Annotated in this window: 13 protein-coding genes; 4 read left to right on the top strand and 9 right to left on the bottom strand. The window is 66.2% G+C overall.

Going from position 1 to position 13,541, the window contains the following annotated elements:
• Positions 1–100: 100 nt before the first annotated feature.
• The 6 genes from ACE3N9_RS05960 to ACE3N9_RS05935 form a co-directional block, all read right to left on the bottom strand.
• The gene (locus tag ACE3N9_RS05960; RefSeq protein ID WP_374281839.1) at positions 101–1,255 is read right to left on the bottom strand and encodes an acyl-CoA dehydrogenase family protein; all 1,155 of its coding nucleotides are present in this window, start codon (positions 1,253–1,255) and stop codon (positions 101–103) included.
• Positions 1,252–2,241 carry an acyl-CoA dehydrogenase family protein gene (locus ACE3N9_RS05955; RefSeq protein WP_374281837.1) on the bottom strand — a complete coding sequence of 330 codons (990 nt, stop codon included), beginning with the start codon at positions 2,239–2,241 and terminating at the stop codon, positions 1,252–1,254. The genes ACE3N9_RS05960 and ACE3N9_RS05955 overlap by 4 nt, the downstream gene beginning before the upstream one ends.
• 73 nt (positions 2,242–2,314) lie before the next feature.
• Positions 2,315–2,827 (bottom strand): nuclear transport factor 2 family protein, encoded by a 513-nt coding sequence (locus ACE3N9_RS05950; protein ID WP_374281835.1) that lies wholly within the window; start codon positions 2,825–2,827, stop codon positions 2,315–2,317.
• Positions 2,828–2,947: 120 nt separating this feature from the next.
• Entirely contained in the window at positions 2,948–4,675 is a 1,728-nt protein-coding gene (locus ACE3N9_RS05945; RefSeq protein WP_374281833.1) for an amidohydrolase family protein, read from the bottom strand.
• Positions 4,676–4,678: 3 nt separating this feature from the next.
• A complete protein-coding gene (locus ACE3N9_RS05940; protein WP_374281831.1) occupies positions 4,679–5,509 on the bottom strand; it encodes a hypothetical protein in 831 nt (276 codons plus the stop codon).
• A 118-nt stretch (positions 5,510–5,627) separates the two neighbouring features.
• Positions 5,628–6,137 (bottom strand): flavin reductase family protein, encoded by a 510-nt coding sequence (locus ACE3N9_RS05935; RefSeq protein ID WP_374281829.1) that lies wholly within the window; start codon positions 6,135–6,137, stop codon positions 5,628–5,630.
• A gap of 226 nt (positions 6,138–6,363) precedes the next feature.
• Here ACE3N9_RS05935 and ACE3N9_RS05930 point away from each other — a divergent pair, with 226 nt between their 5' ends.
• The 3 genes from ACE3N9_RS05930 to ACE3N9_RS05920 are packed head-to-tail and all read left to right on the top strand — an operon-like array spanning position 6,364 to position 9,576.
• Positions 6,364–7,257: a VOC family protein gene (locus tag ACE3N9_RS05930; RefSeq protein WP_374281827.1), complete on the top strand. Its 894-nt coding sequence runs from the start codon at positions 6,364–6,366 to the stop codon at positions 7,255–7,257.
• Positions 7,258–7,276: 19 nt separating this feature from the next.
• Positions 7,277–8,470, top strand: a complete 1,194-nt coding sequence (locus ACE3N9_RS05925; RefSeq protein WP_374281825.1) for an acyl-CoA dehydrogenase family protein — start codon at positions 7,277–7,279, stop codon at positions 8,468–8,470.
• 23 nt (positions 8,471–8,493) lie between these two features.
• Positions 8,494–9,576 (top strand): Rieske 2Fe-2S domain-containing protein, encoded by a 1,083-nt coding sequence (locus ACE3N9_RS05920; protein WP_374281823.1) that lies wholly within the window; start codon positions 8,494–8,496, stop codon positions 9,574–9,576.
• Positions 9,577–9,630: 54 nt separating this feature from the next.
• Here the strand turns inward: ACE3N9_RS05920 and ACE3N9_RS05915 are convergent, their stop codons facing one another.
• Genes ACE3N9_RS05915 through ACE3N9_RS05905 form a run of 3 tightly spaced genes read right to left on the bottom strand, consistent with a single transcriptional unit; the run spans position 9,631 to position 12,694 of the window.
• On the bottom strand, positions 9,631–10,161 hold the full coding sequence (locus ACE3N9_RS05915) for a nuclear transport factor 2 family protein (protein ID WP_374281821.1): 531 nt from the start codon (positions 10,159–10,161) through the stop codon (positions 9,631–9,633).
• Complete coding sequence (locus ACE3N9_RS05910) at positions 10,158–11,627, bottom strand: acyl-CoA carboxylase subunit beta (protein ID WP_374281819.1); 1,470 nt, start codon at positions 11,625–11,627, stop codon at positions 10,158–10,160. Before ACE3N9_RS05910 ends, ACE3N9_RS05915 begins: the two co-directional genes overlap by 4 nt.
• Positions 11,624–12,694: an alkene reductase gene (locus ACE3N9_RS05905; protein WP_374281817.1), complete on the bottom strand. Its 1,071-nt coding sequence runs from the start codon at positions 12,692–12,694 to the stop codon at positions 11,624–11,626. Before ACE3N9_RS05905 ends, ACE3N9_RS05910 begins: the two co-directional genes overlap by 4 nt.
• Positions 12,695–12,784: 90 nt before the next feature.
• Between ACE3N9_RS05905 and ACE3N9_RS05900 the strand changes: the two genes are divergently transcribed.
• Complete coding sequence (locus ACE3N9_RS05900) at positions 12,785–13,540, top strand: SDR family NAD(P)-dependent oxidoreductase (RefSeq protein ID WP_374281815.1); 756 nt, start codon at positions 12,785–12,787, stop codon at positions 13,538–13,540.
• Position 13,541 lies beyond the last annotated feature (1 nt).

Below are 13,541 nucleotides of genomic sequence, written 5' to 3'. Positions count from 1 at the left end.
AACCGGCGCCGGACTGGTCCTTGGCGCCGCTCCAGCCTCCATCTTCGCGGCGGCGTCGGCGTGCCAGTGGCGCGCCGGCGGGCCGGTCGGGGCGCGCCGGTCAGCGCGTCCCCAGACCCCGGGCGATGATCCCGCGCAGGATTTCGCGGGTGCCGCCGCGCAGCGACCAGCTGGGTGCGTTGTGGACGATGTTGGCCAGCACGGCGGAATAGGCCCCCGCCGCGCGTGCATCGGCTTCGCAATCCACCAGTTCGCGGGCAATGTCGGGCAGGCCCTGTTCGAACAGCGCGCCCAGGTCCTTGACGATTGCGGCCTGCAGGCCAGCGTCCTGTTCGTTCTGCAACATGCCCGCAACCGAACGCGACAGGCGGCGCAGCACGGCAAGCCGTGCGGTGACGCGGCCGACCGTGATCTGCGCGGCATCGCTGTCGCGGCCTTTCAGCACTTCAACCAGTTGCAGCAGCAGTTCGATCGAGGAGAGGAAGCGTTCCGGGCCGGAGCGTTCGAACGCCAGCTCGCTCATCACCTGGTCCCAGCCCTGGCCTTCTTCGCCCAGCAGCATGTCAGCCGGAACCACCGCATCTTCGAAATGCATTTCGTTGAAGTGGTGCTGGCCGGCCTGGTCGATGATCGGCTTGATCGTCAGGCCCGGGGTGTTCTTGAGATCGACGATCAGCTGGCTGGTGCCCTTGTGCCGATCCGCCGGGGTGCCGTGGGTGCGGCAGAACAGGATGGCATAGTCAGCCTCGTGAGCGAAGCTGGTCCAGACCTTGGTCCCGGTCACGCGGTAGACATCGCCGTCACGCACGGCCTTGGTCCGGGTGGCGGCAAGGTCGCTGCCCGAATCCGGTTCGCTCATCCCGATGCCGAAGCCGCATTCGCCCGCGGCGATACGCGGCAGGAGCTGGGCCTTTTGCGCTTCGGTCCCGAACTTGAGGATCGAAGGACCGCTCTGCCGGTCGGCAATCCAGTGCGCGCCCACCGGGGCGCCGGCGGCAAGGCATTCCTCGACCACCACGGCGCGTTCGAACGCGCTGCGTTCGTGCCCGCCGTACTGCTTGGGCCAGGTCATGCCGAGATAGCCAGCCTGGCCCATCGCGCGGCTGAAGGCGCGGTCATAGCCATACCAGCTTTCGGACCGCTGGCGCGGGCCACGGGTGGCCAGCTGCTCGGCCAGGAATGCGCGGAATTCGGCGCGCAGCGCGACGACTTCGGCGCTGTCGGCAGGCGGGGCGGGGAAGGGAATCGCACTCATAGTTCAGTCACCATCGGCCAGTATCCGGCAGAGCCAGCGTCGATCGCGGCCTTGCCCAGCAGTTTCGCCCACATCACCTGGCCGCCGAATTCATCGCGCCAGGTGTATAGCGAGGTGGTGTAAAGGTGCAGGCGGTGTTCGCGGGTGAAACCGATCGCGCCGTGCATCTGTCCGGCAATTGCCGCCCCGGCACTCGCGGCTTCGCGGGCGCGCAGCGATCCCGCAGCCACGCCCAGCACTTCGCCGCGTTCCAGCGCTTCGGCGGCCAGGTCGGCGGCGGCGGTGGCGCAGGCCAGTTCGCCCGCCAGCTTGGCCAGCTCGTGCTGGACAACCTGGTTCTTCTGCAACGGCTTGCCGAACTGGACGCGGGTGGCCGTGTGGTCGAGTGTCATGTCGAGCGCGGCTTCGAGCGCGCCGGCGATCTGGAAGGCGCGCAGTGTGGCCCCTTCGGCCAGCGGGCAATTCGGCAGCGGGGCGCTGTCCGTAATCTCGCAGTCGATCAGCAGAGTGGGGCGCGGGTGGAAGTTGAGCGCGGTGCCGGCCTCGGCCACGCTCCAGCCCGAACGTGGCACGCGGTACAGCTGGTCACCAACAGCCAGGGCCAGGCAATCGAGGTCTGCGCCCCAGGCGACGCGGTGAACCATGCCCTTGATCCGGCCATGTTCGACCGTCAGATCATCGGCGCGGGCCAGACCCGCGGGGCCATCGGCCAGCGGCAGCCCGGCCTTGGCCAGCAGGCGGTTGGCGCCCATGGTTTCAGCCAGCGGCAGCGGCACGGCGTGCAGGCCCAGCTGGCGCAGCACTTCGCCCGTTTCGGCGGGGGACAGGCCGAAGCCGCCCTCATCCTCGCTGAGCAGGGCCAGCGGCAGGCCCATTTCGGCCACTTCGGCCCAGAGATCGGCAAGCCATTCACCCTCGCGGGCGCGCGCCTGGACGGCAAGGTCAAGCTGCCGTTCGAACAGGCGCTGGATCATTTCGGCAAGCATCGTGGCAAGGCTCCCTGATTCAGCTCACCACCGCCTTGCCGTGCCGGAATGGCCCTGTCAAAGGGTGGCGCGATCAGCCCTCGCCATAGGCTGCGGGGGGATCGCCCATTGCCACTACCGTTGCCTTGCCGGCTTCGTCCACCTGTTCGATGAGACATCCCGTGCGGGTCGAGCGCGTTTCCGCGATCCACCAGCGGCCGTCCCGGCGCAGATAACGGTCCTCGTATTCCACCCCCATCTGGATCACGCTGCGCGTGGCCATGATGATCGAGCGGAAGTTGAGCGACCACTTGCCCACAGCCTCGTCAGGGCCAGTCAGGGTCAATTCCGAATTGGTGGCGTGGTGCAGGTCATGCACGCCCGGCTGGCAGCCCATTTCCTGAAACACCGCGACAAAGGCATCGCGATTGTCGAACGGCGGAAAGCCTTCATAGGCGATCGCCGCCTCGGGCAGCAGGGTGTCGCGCACCACTTCGGGCTGCTTCAGGTCGCAGCCGCGCAGGTAGCGCGCCTTGAGCTGGCGGATCGCCTCGATGTCCTCAAGCGCGGAAATCCGTGCGGCCAGGGTTTCCAGAGTAATGGTCATTGTGCAACTCCCTCCCCGTCATCCCGGGCTTGACCCGGGATCCAGCTTTTCTGCTCAACGCAGCGCAAGGCAGCTGGACCCCGGATCAAGTCCGGGGTGACGGCGTCTGTTCGACTTTGCCTAGGCCGCCAGCGGCGCGGTTTGCGAGCCGCGCACCAGCCGGCCCGGACGCGCGCCGGTGGACTGGTCGTCGTGGCGGATCACCTCGCCCGAACAGATTGTCCAGACATAGCCGCTGGCCGCCTGGTCAAGCCGCCGCCCGCCGGTCGGCAGGTCGAACTTCACCTCTGGGCGGTGCAGCGCGAGGCGTTCGGGGTCGATCACGTTGACGTCGGCCTTGTAACCGGGCTTCAGCAGGCCGCGGTCGCTCAGGCACATGGTGTCGGCCGGAACCGAAGTCAGCGCCCTGATCGCGGCGGGCCAGTCGATCTTTTCGCCCTGCCGGTCGCGGGTCCAGTAGGTCAGCAGGAAGGTAGGATAGCTGGCATCGCAGATCGCGGCGTAATGCGCGCCGCCATCGCCCAGGCCCAGGACAATGTCGTCACGCTGCATCAGCGGCAGCAGCGCATCGAGCTTGCCTTCGTGGAAGTTGCCGAGCGCATTGTAGAGCATGCCCTTCCCGTCGCCGCCGTTCATCAGCAGGTCCATCGCCACTTCCTCGGGGGTGCGACCCTGGGCCTGGGCCTGGGCGCCCACGCTGGTTTCGCGCGGCGGTTCGTAGTTGGGCGGATCGGACAGCGGGAACAGCCAGTTCCAGTTGCGCGACAGCTGGGCCAGCGGGTGGCCCTCTTCGGGCTGTTCGGCAATCAGCTGGGCGCGGAAGTCCGGGTTCTTCAAGTGCTCGAGCTGCTGCGCCAGTGGCAGCCGCGCAATCGGCAGGTAGCTGGGGCACAGGCAGAACGGGTGGGTCGAAAGTTCGAACCCCGCGACCATGCCGATCGGACGCGGCATCATTTGCGGGCGGATCTTCGCGCCCTTGGCATTCTCGGCCTCGACCAGTTCCAGCGCCTCCAGCCAGGTTGGCGGGCCGCTGTTGGCAGTGGCATAAGTGAAGGTGGCAGGGCGGCCGGTGGCATCGACGATCGCCTTGATGTGGGCAAATTCCACGTCCCAGCCGTTGTAGATGTTGGGCACCATCTGCATCACGCCCGAACCCACGTCCTTCATCGCGCTGGCAATTTCGACGAGCTCGCGGCTGTCGGCCTCGAAGCTGGGGATGAAATCGCCGTCCATGGTCTTGTGGATTTGCAGGCGGCTGGTGGCAAAGCCGATTGCGCCGGCTTCCAGCGCCTCGCGCGCCAGGCTGCGCATCTTGGCCAGGTCCTCGTCGTTCGCCGGTTCGCGATTGGCGCCGCGTGCGCCCATCGCATAGACGCGCAAGGGGCTGTGCGGCAGCAGTGCGGCCACGTCGATGTCGCGTGCCCGGCTGTCGACCGCGTCAAGGTATTCGGGGAAGGTTTCCCAGTCCCACGGCAGACCTTCGGCCATGACCACGCCGGGGATGTCCTCCACCCCTTCCATCACCTTGATCAGGGTCTGCTGGTCTTCCTTGCGGCAGGGGGCAAAGCCGACGCCGCAATTGCCCATCACCACGGTGGTGACCCCGTGCGAGGAGGAGGGCGACATTTCCTCGGACCAGATCGACTGGCCGTCGTAATGGGTGTGAATGTCGACGAAGCCGGGGGTGACGAGCTTGCCCGCGGCATCAATCACCTTGGCGGCCGTGCCGGGGCACTGGCCCACCGCGACGATCCGGTCGCCCTTCAGCGCCACGTCGCCGGTAAAGGCTGCGCCGCCGCTGCCATCCAGCACCGTGCCGCCCTTGATCAGGATATCATAGTCCGCCATCGCTCAGGCCTCCGCCAGTTCCTCGCGTTCGGCCCAGAAGGCCCCCGCGTTATGGGTATCCACGTCCACCGCGCCGCGCACCCCAAGGAACGCGCGCGCTTCTTCCAGCGGAAGGTGGAACGCATCCTCGATTCGGGCAAGGAACAAGGCATCGCTTTGCGTGCCGACGGTGATGCCGCGCTGGATGCAATCGGTGCAGACCGGCCAGACTTCCGGGTAATGCAGCGCGGTGCGGGTCTGGTAGCGCAGCGAGCCGAAGATGTTGATGATGTTGAGTTCGGTGACCAGCTGCTGGTCCTTGATGAAGCGCGGCACGTTGGTCAGGCGGTACCAGTAGGGCACCAGTTCGCCCATGAAGTTGAAGCCCCCGCCGGTCAGGATATGTTCGAAATCGTGGGTCTGGCCGCTGCGCAGGTTGAAGAATTCGAGCTGGGTCTTGGGCTCGCTCCACGGCACGATCTGGATGTCGTAGTTGCCGCCGGTCATCTGGTCATAGAAGATCTGGCCGAGCGAGCCGGGCTGGTATTGGGCGAAATCCTCGATCTTGTAGCGGCTGATGTGGCCTTCGCTGAACCACGCGTCGAGCTGCGGGTTGACCTTGCGTTCGGCGGTGATCTGCTCCTCGATCCGGTCGAAATCGCGCAGCTCGTTCAGGATCGAGAGGAACTCATGCATTTCCGCCGGCGGCGGCAGGTCCTTGCCGTTGCGGCGCAGCAGGATCATCGCCAGCCAGTCGCGCAGGCGCGGGTTGTTGAGATACTTCGACGAGGACACCAGCACGCTGCTGTCCGTGCTGACGGGCATCACCCCGCGGGCGAGATAGGGAATATTCATGGCAGCCTCTCCGCTGTTCGGTCGCCCGCATAGTCGGGCCAGCGGGCAGGGAGAGGCAAGGGGCTAGCGCTGCGGGGTTCCGCAATCTGTCCGCCAGCGTTCCTTCTGGCCTGATCTGTCAGCCCAGCGGGGCGAGCCGCCCCAGCGCGCCATTGGCCCAGCCCAGGATATCGTCGCGGCCGCTGGCGACCAGCTCGTAAACCTCGCCGATCAGCAGGTCGTGCGTGCCGTAGGACACCTTTTCGCGCACATCGCAGAAGATGTTGGCGGGGGCGCCCTCAAGATACCAGACCTTGTCGATCTGCTTCCATTCGGGCTGGGTAAAGCGCAGGTCGCGCAGCTCGGCACTGGCGAACGGCCCCATGTGGCCGTGCAATTCACTGTCGAGCAGGTTGATGCAGAACTTCCCGGTGGCCAGGATGCCTTCGTGCGCCGAACCCGAACGGTTGACCGCGATCGCCATCGAACAGGGTTCCAGCGCCATCGGCATGATCGCCGACATGGCCAGGCCAATCGGCGCGCCGCTGGCCGGATCATAACTGGTGACGATCCCGACGGGCGCGGGAAGGTAGCGCAGGACCAGCTTCATGCGGCTGGCCAGATCCGGCTGGTGATTCCCCTGGCTCATGATTCTCCCCACTTGTGCGTATTTAAGATGGCGTTCGGATACGCGAATTTCAGCAAAAAGGCAATTTCAATGTCAAATTGCTGCGTATCAAGGGTGTTTTGGCAACGCATGTTCCAAATCCGTTGATCTTGATCAATGTTTCCGGGCCACCCCTACCGCAGTCTCGTGATCCTGAGGAACGGATCCCTGGGAGCAAGCGATGCGCGTAGCGGCTTTGGCATATTCGGTGATCGACGCAACCGATCTTTCCGCGTGGCGGCACTTTGCCGAGGACGTGGCTGGTTTTTCGGCGCACGAGCTGCCCGGCGGGCTGGCGCTGCGGATCGACGAGCGCGCCGGACGCCTGTTCATCCAGCACGGCGCGGCAGACCGCTACAGCGCCAGCGGCTGGGAAATCACCGGCGATGCCGAATTCGCCGCCGCCAAGCAGGAACTGGCCGCCAAGGGGGTCAGCTTCACCCAGGGCAGCAAGGACGAGATCGCCTTTCGCCACGTGTTCGACATGGTCTGGTTCCTCGATCCGTCGGGCAACCGCCACGAACTGGCGCTGGGCTATGTCACCAGCTTTGACCGGTTCCGGTCGCCCTGCGGGGTGCCGGGCTTCGTCACGGGCGACCTGGGCTATGGCCATATGGTCCTGCCCGCGCCGAAGATTGCCGAAACCCGCCAGTTCCTGATCGACGTCCTGGGCCTTGGCCTGTCCGACATTCTGATCCACCGCCCGATGGGGCCGGGCGGCCCGGAAATGCGGATCGATTTCATGCACTGCGACAACGGCCGCCATCACAGCCTGGCGCTGTTCGAAGGCGAAGTGCCGTCGGGCTGCGTCCACCTGATGGTCGAGGTCGAGAGCCTCGACGAGGTTGGCCGTGCCTATGACCGGATGCAGGCCAACGGCGCCCGCCTGATGGCGACCCTTGGCAAGCACACCAACGATCACATGACCAGCTTCTACATGGCGACCCCGGGCGGTTTTGCGCTCGAATACGGGTTTGGCGGGCGCACCCTGGATTGGGACCGCCACACCCTGTTCGAAAGCACCTCGGTCAGCCTGTGGGGCCACGATTTCAGCGTCGGATTCGGAGCGGACGAACAGGCCGCCCTGGCCGACGCCGCCTGAACCAGCCGGGAGACCAAGCATGAATATCGCGACTACGATTGCCGAACCCACCCGCGAGCAACTGGTTGCCCGCGCCGCCGAAATGTTTCCGCGCCTGCGCGAACGCGCCGCCAGCTGCGAAGCGGACAACAAGGTGGCCGACGCGACCATTGCCGAATTCCAGGAAGCTGGGTTCTTCAAGATCCTTCAGCCGCGGCGCTTCGGCGGCTACGAAATGGACGTCGAGACCTTCTACGACGTGCAGATGAAGGTCGCCGAAGGCTGCATGAGCAGCGCCTGGGTGCTGGGCGTGGTCGCCGTGCACAACTGGCAGCTCGCCCTGTTCGCGCCCGAAGCGCAGGACGATGTCTGGGCCAAGGATCCGAGTACGCTGATCTCCAGCTCCTACATGCCCAAGGCGCAGGTCACCGTGGTTGATGGCGGCTACCGCATCTCGGGCCGCTGGGGCTTTTCCAGCGGGGTCGATCATTGCGAGTGGGCGTTCCTGGGCGGGCTGGTGCCTGACGCTGAAACCGGCGTGCCCGATTTCTGGACCTTCCTGGTCCCGCGTGAGGATTTCATCGTCCATCACTGCTGGAACACCGTGGGCCTGGCCGGCACCGGCAGCCATGACGTGGAAGTGAAGGATGCCTTCGTGCCCGCGCACCGTACCCACCGTTCGAAGGACGGGTTTGCCGCAACCAACCCCGGCGCCAAGTCGAACCCGGGCTGGCTCTACAAGCTGCCGTTCGGCCAGGTGTTTGTCCGCGCCGTGTCCAGTTCGTCAATCGGCGCGCTGCAGGGTGCGCTCGACTTCTTCATCGAGAACGGGGCCAAGCGCAAGAGCAACAACAGCGGCGCGAGTTCGGCCGGCGATCCCGACGTGCAGGTGCTGATCGCCGAAGTGCAGGCCGCGATCGACGAGATGAAGGCCGTGCTGTACCGCAACTTCGCGGTGCTCAACGAATATGCCCGCGCTGGGCAGCAGGCCGATATCGACACCCGCCTGCGCTTCCGCTTCCAGTCGGCGCAGATCGCCGGACGCTGCGGCGAACTGATCACCCGGATGTATCATCTCGGCGGGGCCGACGGGATCAGCCGCGGCAACGTCATCGCCCGGACCTTCTGCGACATCCACACCGGCCGCACCCACGTGGCCAACAACCCCAACGCGGTGGGCCGCAACATCGGCAACGTCGTGCTGGGCGGCCCCAACACCGACAGCTTCATCTAAGCGCGGGACACAGGAGAGGATCGATGGCCAAGACTGCCGAATATGGTCTCGGGGAACATACCTTCCCGCGCGGCTGGTTCATGATTGCGGTGGCGCAGGACGTTACCAACAAGCCGGAGCCGGTGCGCTTCTTCGGCAAGGACATGGTGCTGTACCGCGGCAAGAGCGGGCGGGTCGTGCTGCTCGATGCCTATTGCCCGCACATGCGGGTGAACCTGGCGAAGAACACCACCAGCTACATCGTCAAGGACGGCGAGCAGATGGAAGGGGATTCGATCCGTTGCCCCGGCCACGGCTGGCGCTTCAACGCCGACGGGCAGTGCGACGACATCCCCTATTCGACTCACGGCGTGCCCAAGGCGGCCTGCGTCAAATCGCACAAGGTGGTCGAAAAGGCGGGCTGCATCTGGATGTGGCACGACATGGAAGGCGGCGCGCCCGACTTCGATCTGCCGGCCTTTGCCGAATGGGACATGGAAGAACAGGGCTGGGTGCGCTGGCGGCTCGACCACCTGGGCACCCTGCCGATTCACCCGCAGGAAATCGTCGATAACATGGCCGACCTCGCGCACTTCATCCCGGTGCACGGCAGCAAGGACATCGTCTATTTCGAGAACGAGTTCCGCGACCACGTGATCATGCAGCGCTTCGGCGCGGGCCACCGCACCTTGGTGAGCGATACTGCCGAAGACGTGCTGACCACCGACACCTGGTACACTGGTCCCGGCATCCTCCTGTCGAAGATGGAAGGGCAGCACCCCTCGGTCATCATGATCTGCAACACGCCGGTCGAAGATGGCGAAGTGCGGGTATGGTACGCGCTGATGGTCAAGATCGCCAACGAACGCGCCAATGACGCGGGCGTGTCGATGGCGCGGTCCTACCAGGACGTCGCGCTCGATGCCTTTGCCCAGGATTTCGAGCTGTGGAAGTTCAAGGAAGCGGCGCTGACCATCCTGCAGGTGCCTGATGACGGGCCGTTCCACAAGGAACGCATCTGGTACCGCCAGTTCTACAACCCGCGCAGCCGGGCCAAGGAGTTCCAGGACCGGGTCAACGGCATCCACACCAGCGTGGACAAGCGCAAGAAGCCGCAGGCGGCCTGATTTACCGGGCAACAGGGGCAGGGGGCCGGAGCAGATCCGGCCCCCTGTGCCGTTTCAGTCAAACCATTCGAGCCACTTGGTGGTGTCGGTCCGCTCGCCCGGCTTGCGCCCGGTCTGGCTGAGCATCGACGAGCGCACTTGGATCTTCGGATCGATCGGGCTGACCAGTTCGATCACCCGGTCGTATTCGCTGTGCTTCAGCTTCCAGCCATCGGCAGTGCGGACATAGGTATCGTAATAGAGCGAAGTGCCATAGGTATCCTCGCCGCGCACCGGATCGATGAAGCGGTCTTCCAGGTACCAGGTGCCCTTGGCGGTATCTGCATCGACAAAGGTGATTTCCGGGGTGTGGCCATGGTGCATGGCGACAATGTCGGAATGGAAGCTTGAGGCGAGGAATTCGACCATGTCGTCCTTGCCCTTGACCACCAGCCGGTAGCCACCGCCGCGATAGTCGACCACGATGTCATCGGCGAAGCAGGTGGCCAGTTCCGCCGAATTGCCGGTGTCGATGCAGCGGAAATAGCGCGATTTGAGCTGGCGGATCTCTTCCAGGTCGGACAGCTGTTGCAGGGTAAAGCTCATGGCAGGATTCCCTCGTTGTTGCGGGGTGCAAGCGGACGGTCGACGCACAGGCGCAGCCCTTGAAGCAGGGCATTGCGCAGGTCGCGCGGGTCGATGATCTCGTCATAGGCCATGCGGCCCGACAGGTTCCAGGCGCTGGCGGTCTGTTCGGCAAGAGCGCGTGCGGCGGCTTCCGGATCGAGCCCGGCGGCGCTGGCCCCGGCCTGCGCGGGCATGGCCCCCAGGCTGATCGCCGGAAAGGCGAGCGACACGGTCTGGTGGTCGAACGGGTTCATCGCCATGATCGAACTGCCAAAGCCGAAAGCCTTGCGCAGCGTGACGTGCAGCTTGGGCACCCGCGCGCGGTGCTGGGCGGCAAACATCCGCGCGGCGTGGCGCAAGGTTCCGGCGCGCTCGCTGGCGGTGCCGGGCATCACGCCGGGCGTGTCGGCCAGGAACACCAGCGGCAGGCCGTGGGCATCGGCCATGTCGATGAAATGCGCCGCCTTCTGCGCGGCGGCAGCATCGACCGAGCCGGCATTGACCGCCGGATTGCTGGCCAGGATCGCCACGGCGCGCCCGCCCAGCCGCGCCAGCGCGGTGACCAGCGCGCCGCCATAGCCCGGCTGCACTTCCAGCAGCGAGCCGGCGTCAGCCAGCAGGTCCAGCACCGGCCGCGCGGCAAAGGGCACGCGCGGATCGGGCGAGATCAGGTCAAGAATGCCGTCCAGCCGCCGCTCGCCATCCTGCGGGGCGGCTTGCGGGGCGAAATAGGACAAGTATTGCCGCGCCAGCGCAATCGCTGCCGCATCGTCTGCCGCCAGGTTGTGCGCCACGCCTGAGGCAAGGTGAACCTGCGGCCCGCCCAGGTCCTCCTTGGTCACCGCTTCGCCAATCGCGGCTTTCACGATTGGCGGCCCGGCGACGAACAGGCTGGCCTGCGGGGTCATCACCACGAAGTCCGACAGCGGCGCGGTCAGCGCGCCATGCCCGGCGGACGGCCCCAGCACCAGGCAGACCATCGGCACCTGGCCGGACAGGCGCGCCAGCCCGTGCAGGTCATTCGGCGCGGGGTTGGCATGGTGGTTGGTCAGCCGGTGCCCGGCGCCTTCCAGCATGAACACCAGCGGCAGCTTCTCGCGCGCGGCCAGTTCGGTCAGGCGAAAGCGCTTGCTCGATCCGGCATCGCCGATCGACCCGCCCAGCACAGTGAAATCCTCCACCCCGCACAGCGCGGGGCGGCCATCGATCAGTCCGGACCCGGCAATCAGGCCATCGGCGGGCGGGGGCAGGCCGTCCGCCCCGGGCGCGCCGGCCAGCGTGCCCAGTTCAACGAAAGTGCCCGGATCGAACAGGGCTGCGGCGCGCTGGCGGGCGTCAAGCTTGCCGGCGGCGCGGTGCTTCTCGACCCGTTCCTCGCCCCCCATGGCCCGCGCCGCATCGCGGCGGCGGTCCAGTTCGGCCAGGATCGCGGCCCAGTCCGTCACGCGGCGTCCAGCGCGGGATAGTCGATGTAGCCGCGTTCCTCGCCGGTATAGAGCAGCGCGAAATCGGGCTTGGCCAGCGGCGCCCCGGCCTGCATCCGCTCAACCAGGTCGGGGTTCGAGATATAGGCGCGGCCGAACGACACGGCCTCGGCCTGGCCGGCCTGCAACACGGCTTCGGCGCTGTCATGCTTCAGATTGTTGTTGGTGACGATCGGACCCGACCAGTGGCGGCGCAGGAAGGCCAGGGTGTCAAGCTCGGGCAGACCCATGTCGACCACGTGCAGGAAGGCAAGGCCCATGCCGTTTACCGCATCAAGGAACGGCCCGAAGGTCGCCTCGGGATCGGCCGGGTCCATGCCGTTGTAGGGATTGCCGGGGCTGATCCGCAGGCCCACCCGGTCCGCGCCGATCGCGTCGGCCATCGCCTGCAGCACCATGGCCGGGAAGCGCGCGCGGTTTTCGGGCGATCCGCCGAATTCGTCGGTCCGCTGGTTGCTGGCGGGGTTGAGGAACTGGTTGATCAGGTAGCCGCTGGCGCAGTGCAGTTCGACCGCGTCGATCCCGGCGGCGCGGGCATTGCGGGCGGCCTGGGCGTATTCTTCCGCCAGGCGCGGCAATTCTGCCGCGTCCAGCGCGCGCGGCATGGCGGTGGGCGCCGGCACGCCATCGGGGCCGGGCACCGGCGCGGGGCAGGGCACGGCGCTGGGGGCGATAACTTCGGCATCGAAGCCGCGGTTGGCCGACACGACCACCCGGCCGCAATGCATCAGCTGCATCGCGACCAGCCCGCCGCGGGCATGAACCGCGTCGGCCACCTTCGTCCAGCCGGCGATCTGTTCGTCCGAATGGATCCCCGGCGTGCGCCAGTAACCCTTGCCTTCAGCCGTCGGCTGGACCCCTTCGGTCACGATCAGCCCGGCGCTGGCGCGCTGGCGATAGTATTCTACCATGGCAGCGGTCGGCACGTCGCCCGGGCCGGCGCGGTCGCGCGTCATCGGGGCCATGATCACGCGGTTGCGCAGGCGCAGCGCGCCAAGTTCGGTGGGGGTGAAAAGCAGGGCTGACATTCGCATCCTCTAAGAAATTTATTCGTTTGACCGCGATTTGCGATGATGTCTAATCGCTGGGATACGCAAATCAAGGAGAAGGGTGTTCTGATGGTCAATTATGGCATGAACGGCAAGGTCGCACTGGTGACCGGGGCAAGCGGCGGGATCGGCCGGGCGGCGGCACTGGCCTTCGCGCATTCGGGCGCGGCGGTGCTGGTCAGCGACGTCAACGCCGAAGGCGGCGCCGAAACTGTCGCGATGATCGAGGCGCACGGCGGCAAGGCCCGCTTCCAGAGCTGCAACGTGGGCGATGCCGCGCAGGTCAAGGCGATGGTCGCCGCCGCGGTCGAAAGCTTCGGGCGGCTTGACTATGCGTTCAACAACGCCGGCATCAACAACATGGGCGCGAACGAATACGACGACGACGTCTGGGCGCGCAGCCTGTCGGTCAACCTGTCGGGCGTGATGTACTGCATGCGCGAGGAAGCCGAAGTCATGCTGAAGCAGGGCGGCGGGGCGATCGTCAACACCAGCTCGATCAATGGCCTGACCGGTAACGGTGCTCAGCCGGGCTATGTCGCCACCAAGCACGGCGTGGTCGGCCTGACTCGCCACGGCGCGCTGCGCTGGGCCCAGGCCGGGATCCGCGTCAACGCGGTCTGCCCCGGGGTGATTGAAACCCCGATGACCGCGCCGCTGACCGCCAATCCCGAAATGAAGAAGGTGCTGGACAGCATGACCCCGATGGGCCGCATGGGCAAGGCCGAGGAAATCGCCGCTGCCGTGGTCTGGCTGTGCTCGGACCAGGCCAGCTTCGTGACCGGCCACCCGTTGGTGATCGACGGCGGCTCAACCGCGGTTTGAG

This window comes from Novosphingobium sp. (genome assembly GCF_041905565.1).
In the GTDB taxonomy this organism is placed as follows: Bacteria; Pseudomonadota; Alphaproteobacteria; order Sphingomonadales; family Sphingomonadaceae; genus Novosphingobium.
This window is presented reverse-complemented; position numbering and strand designations above follow the sequence as displayed.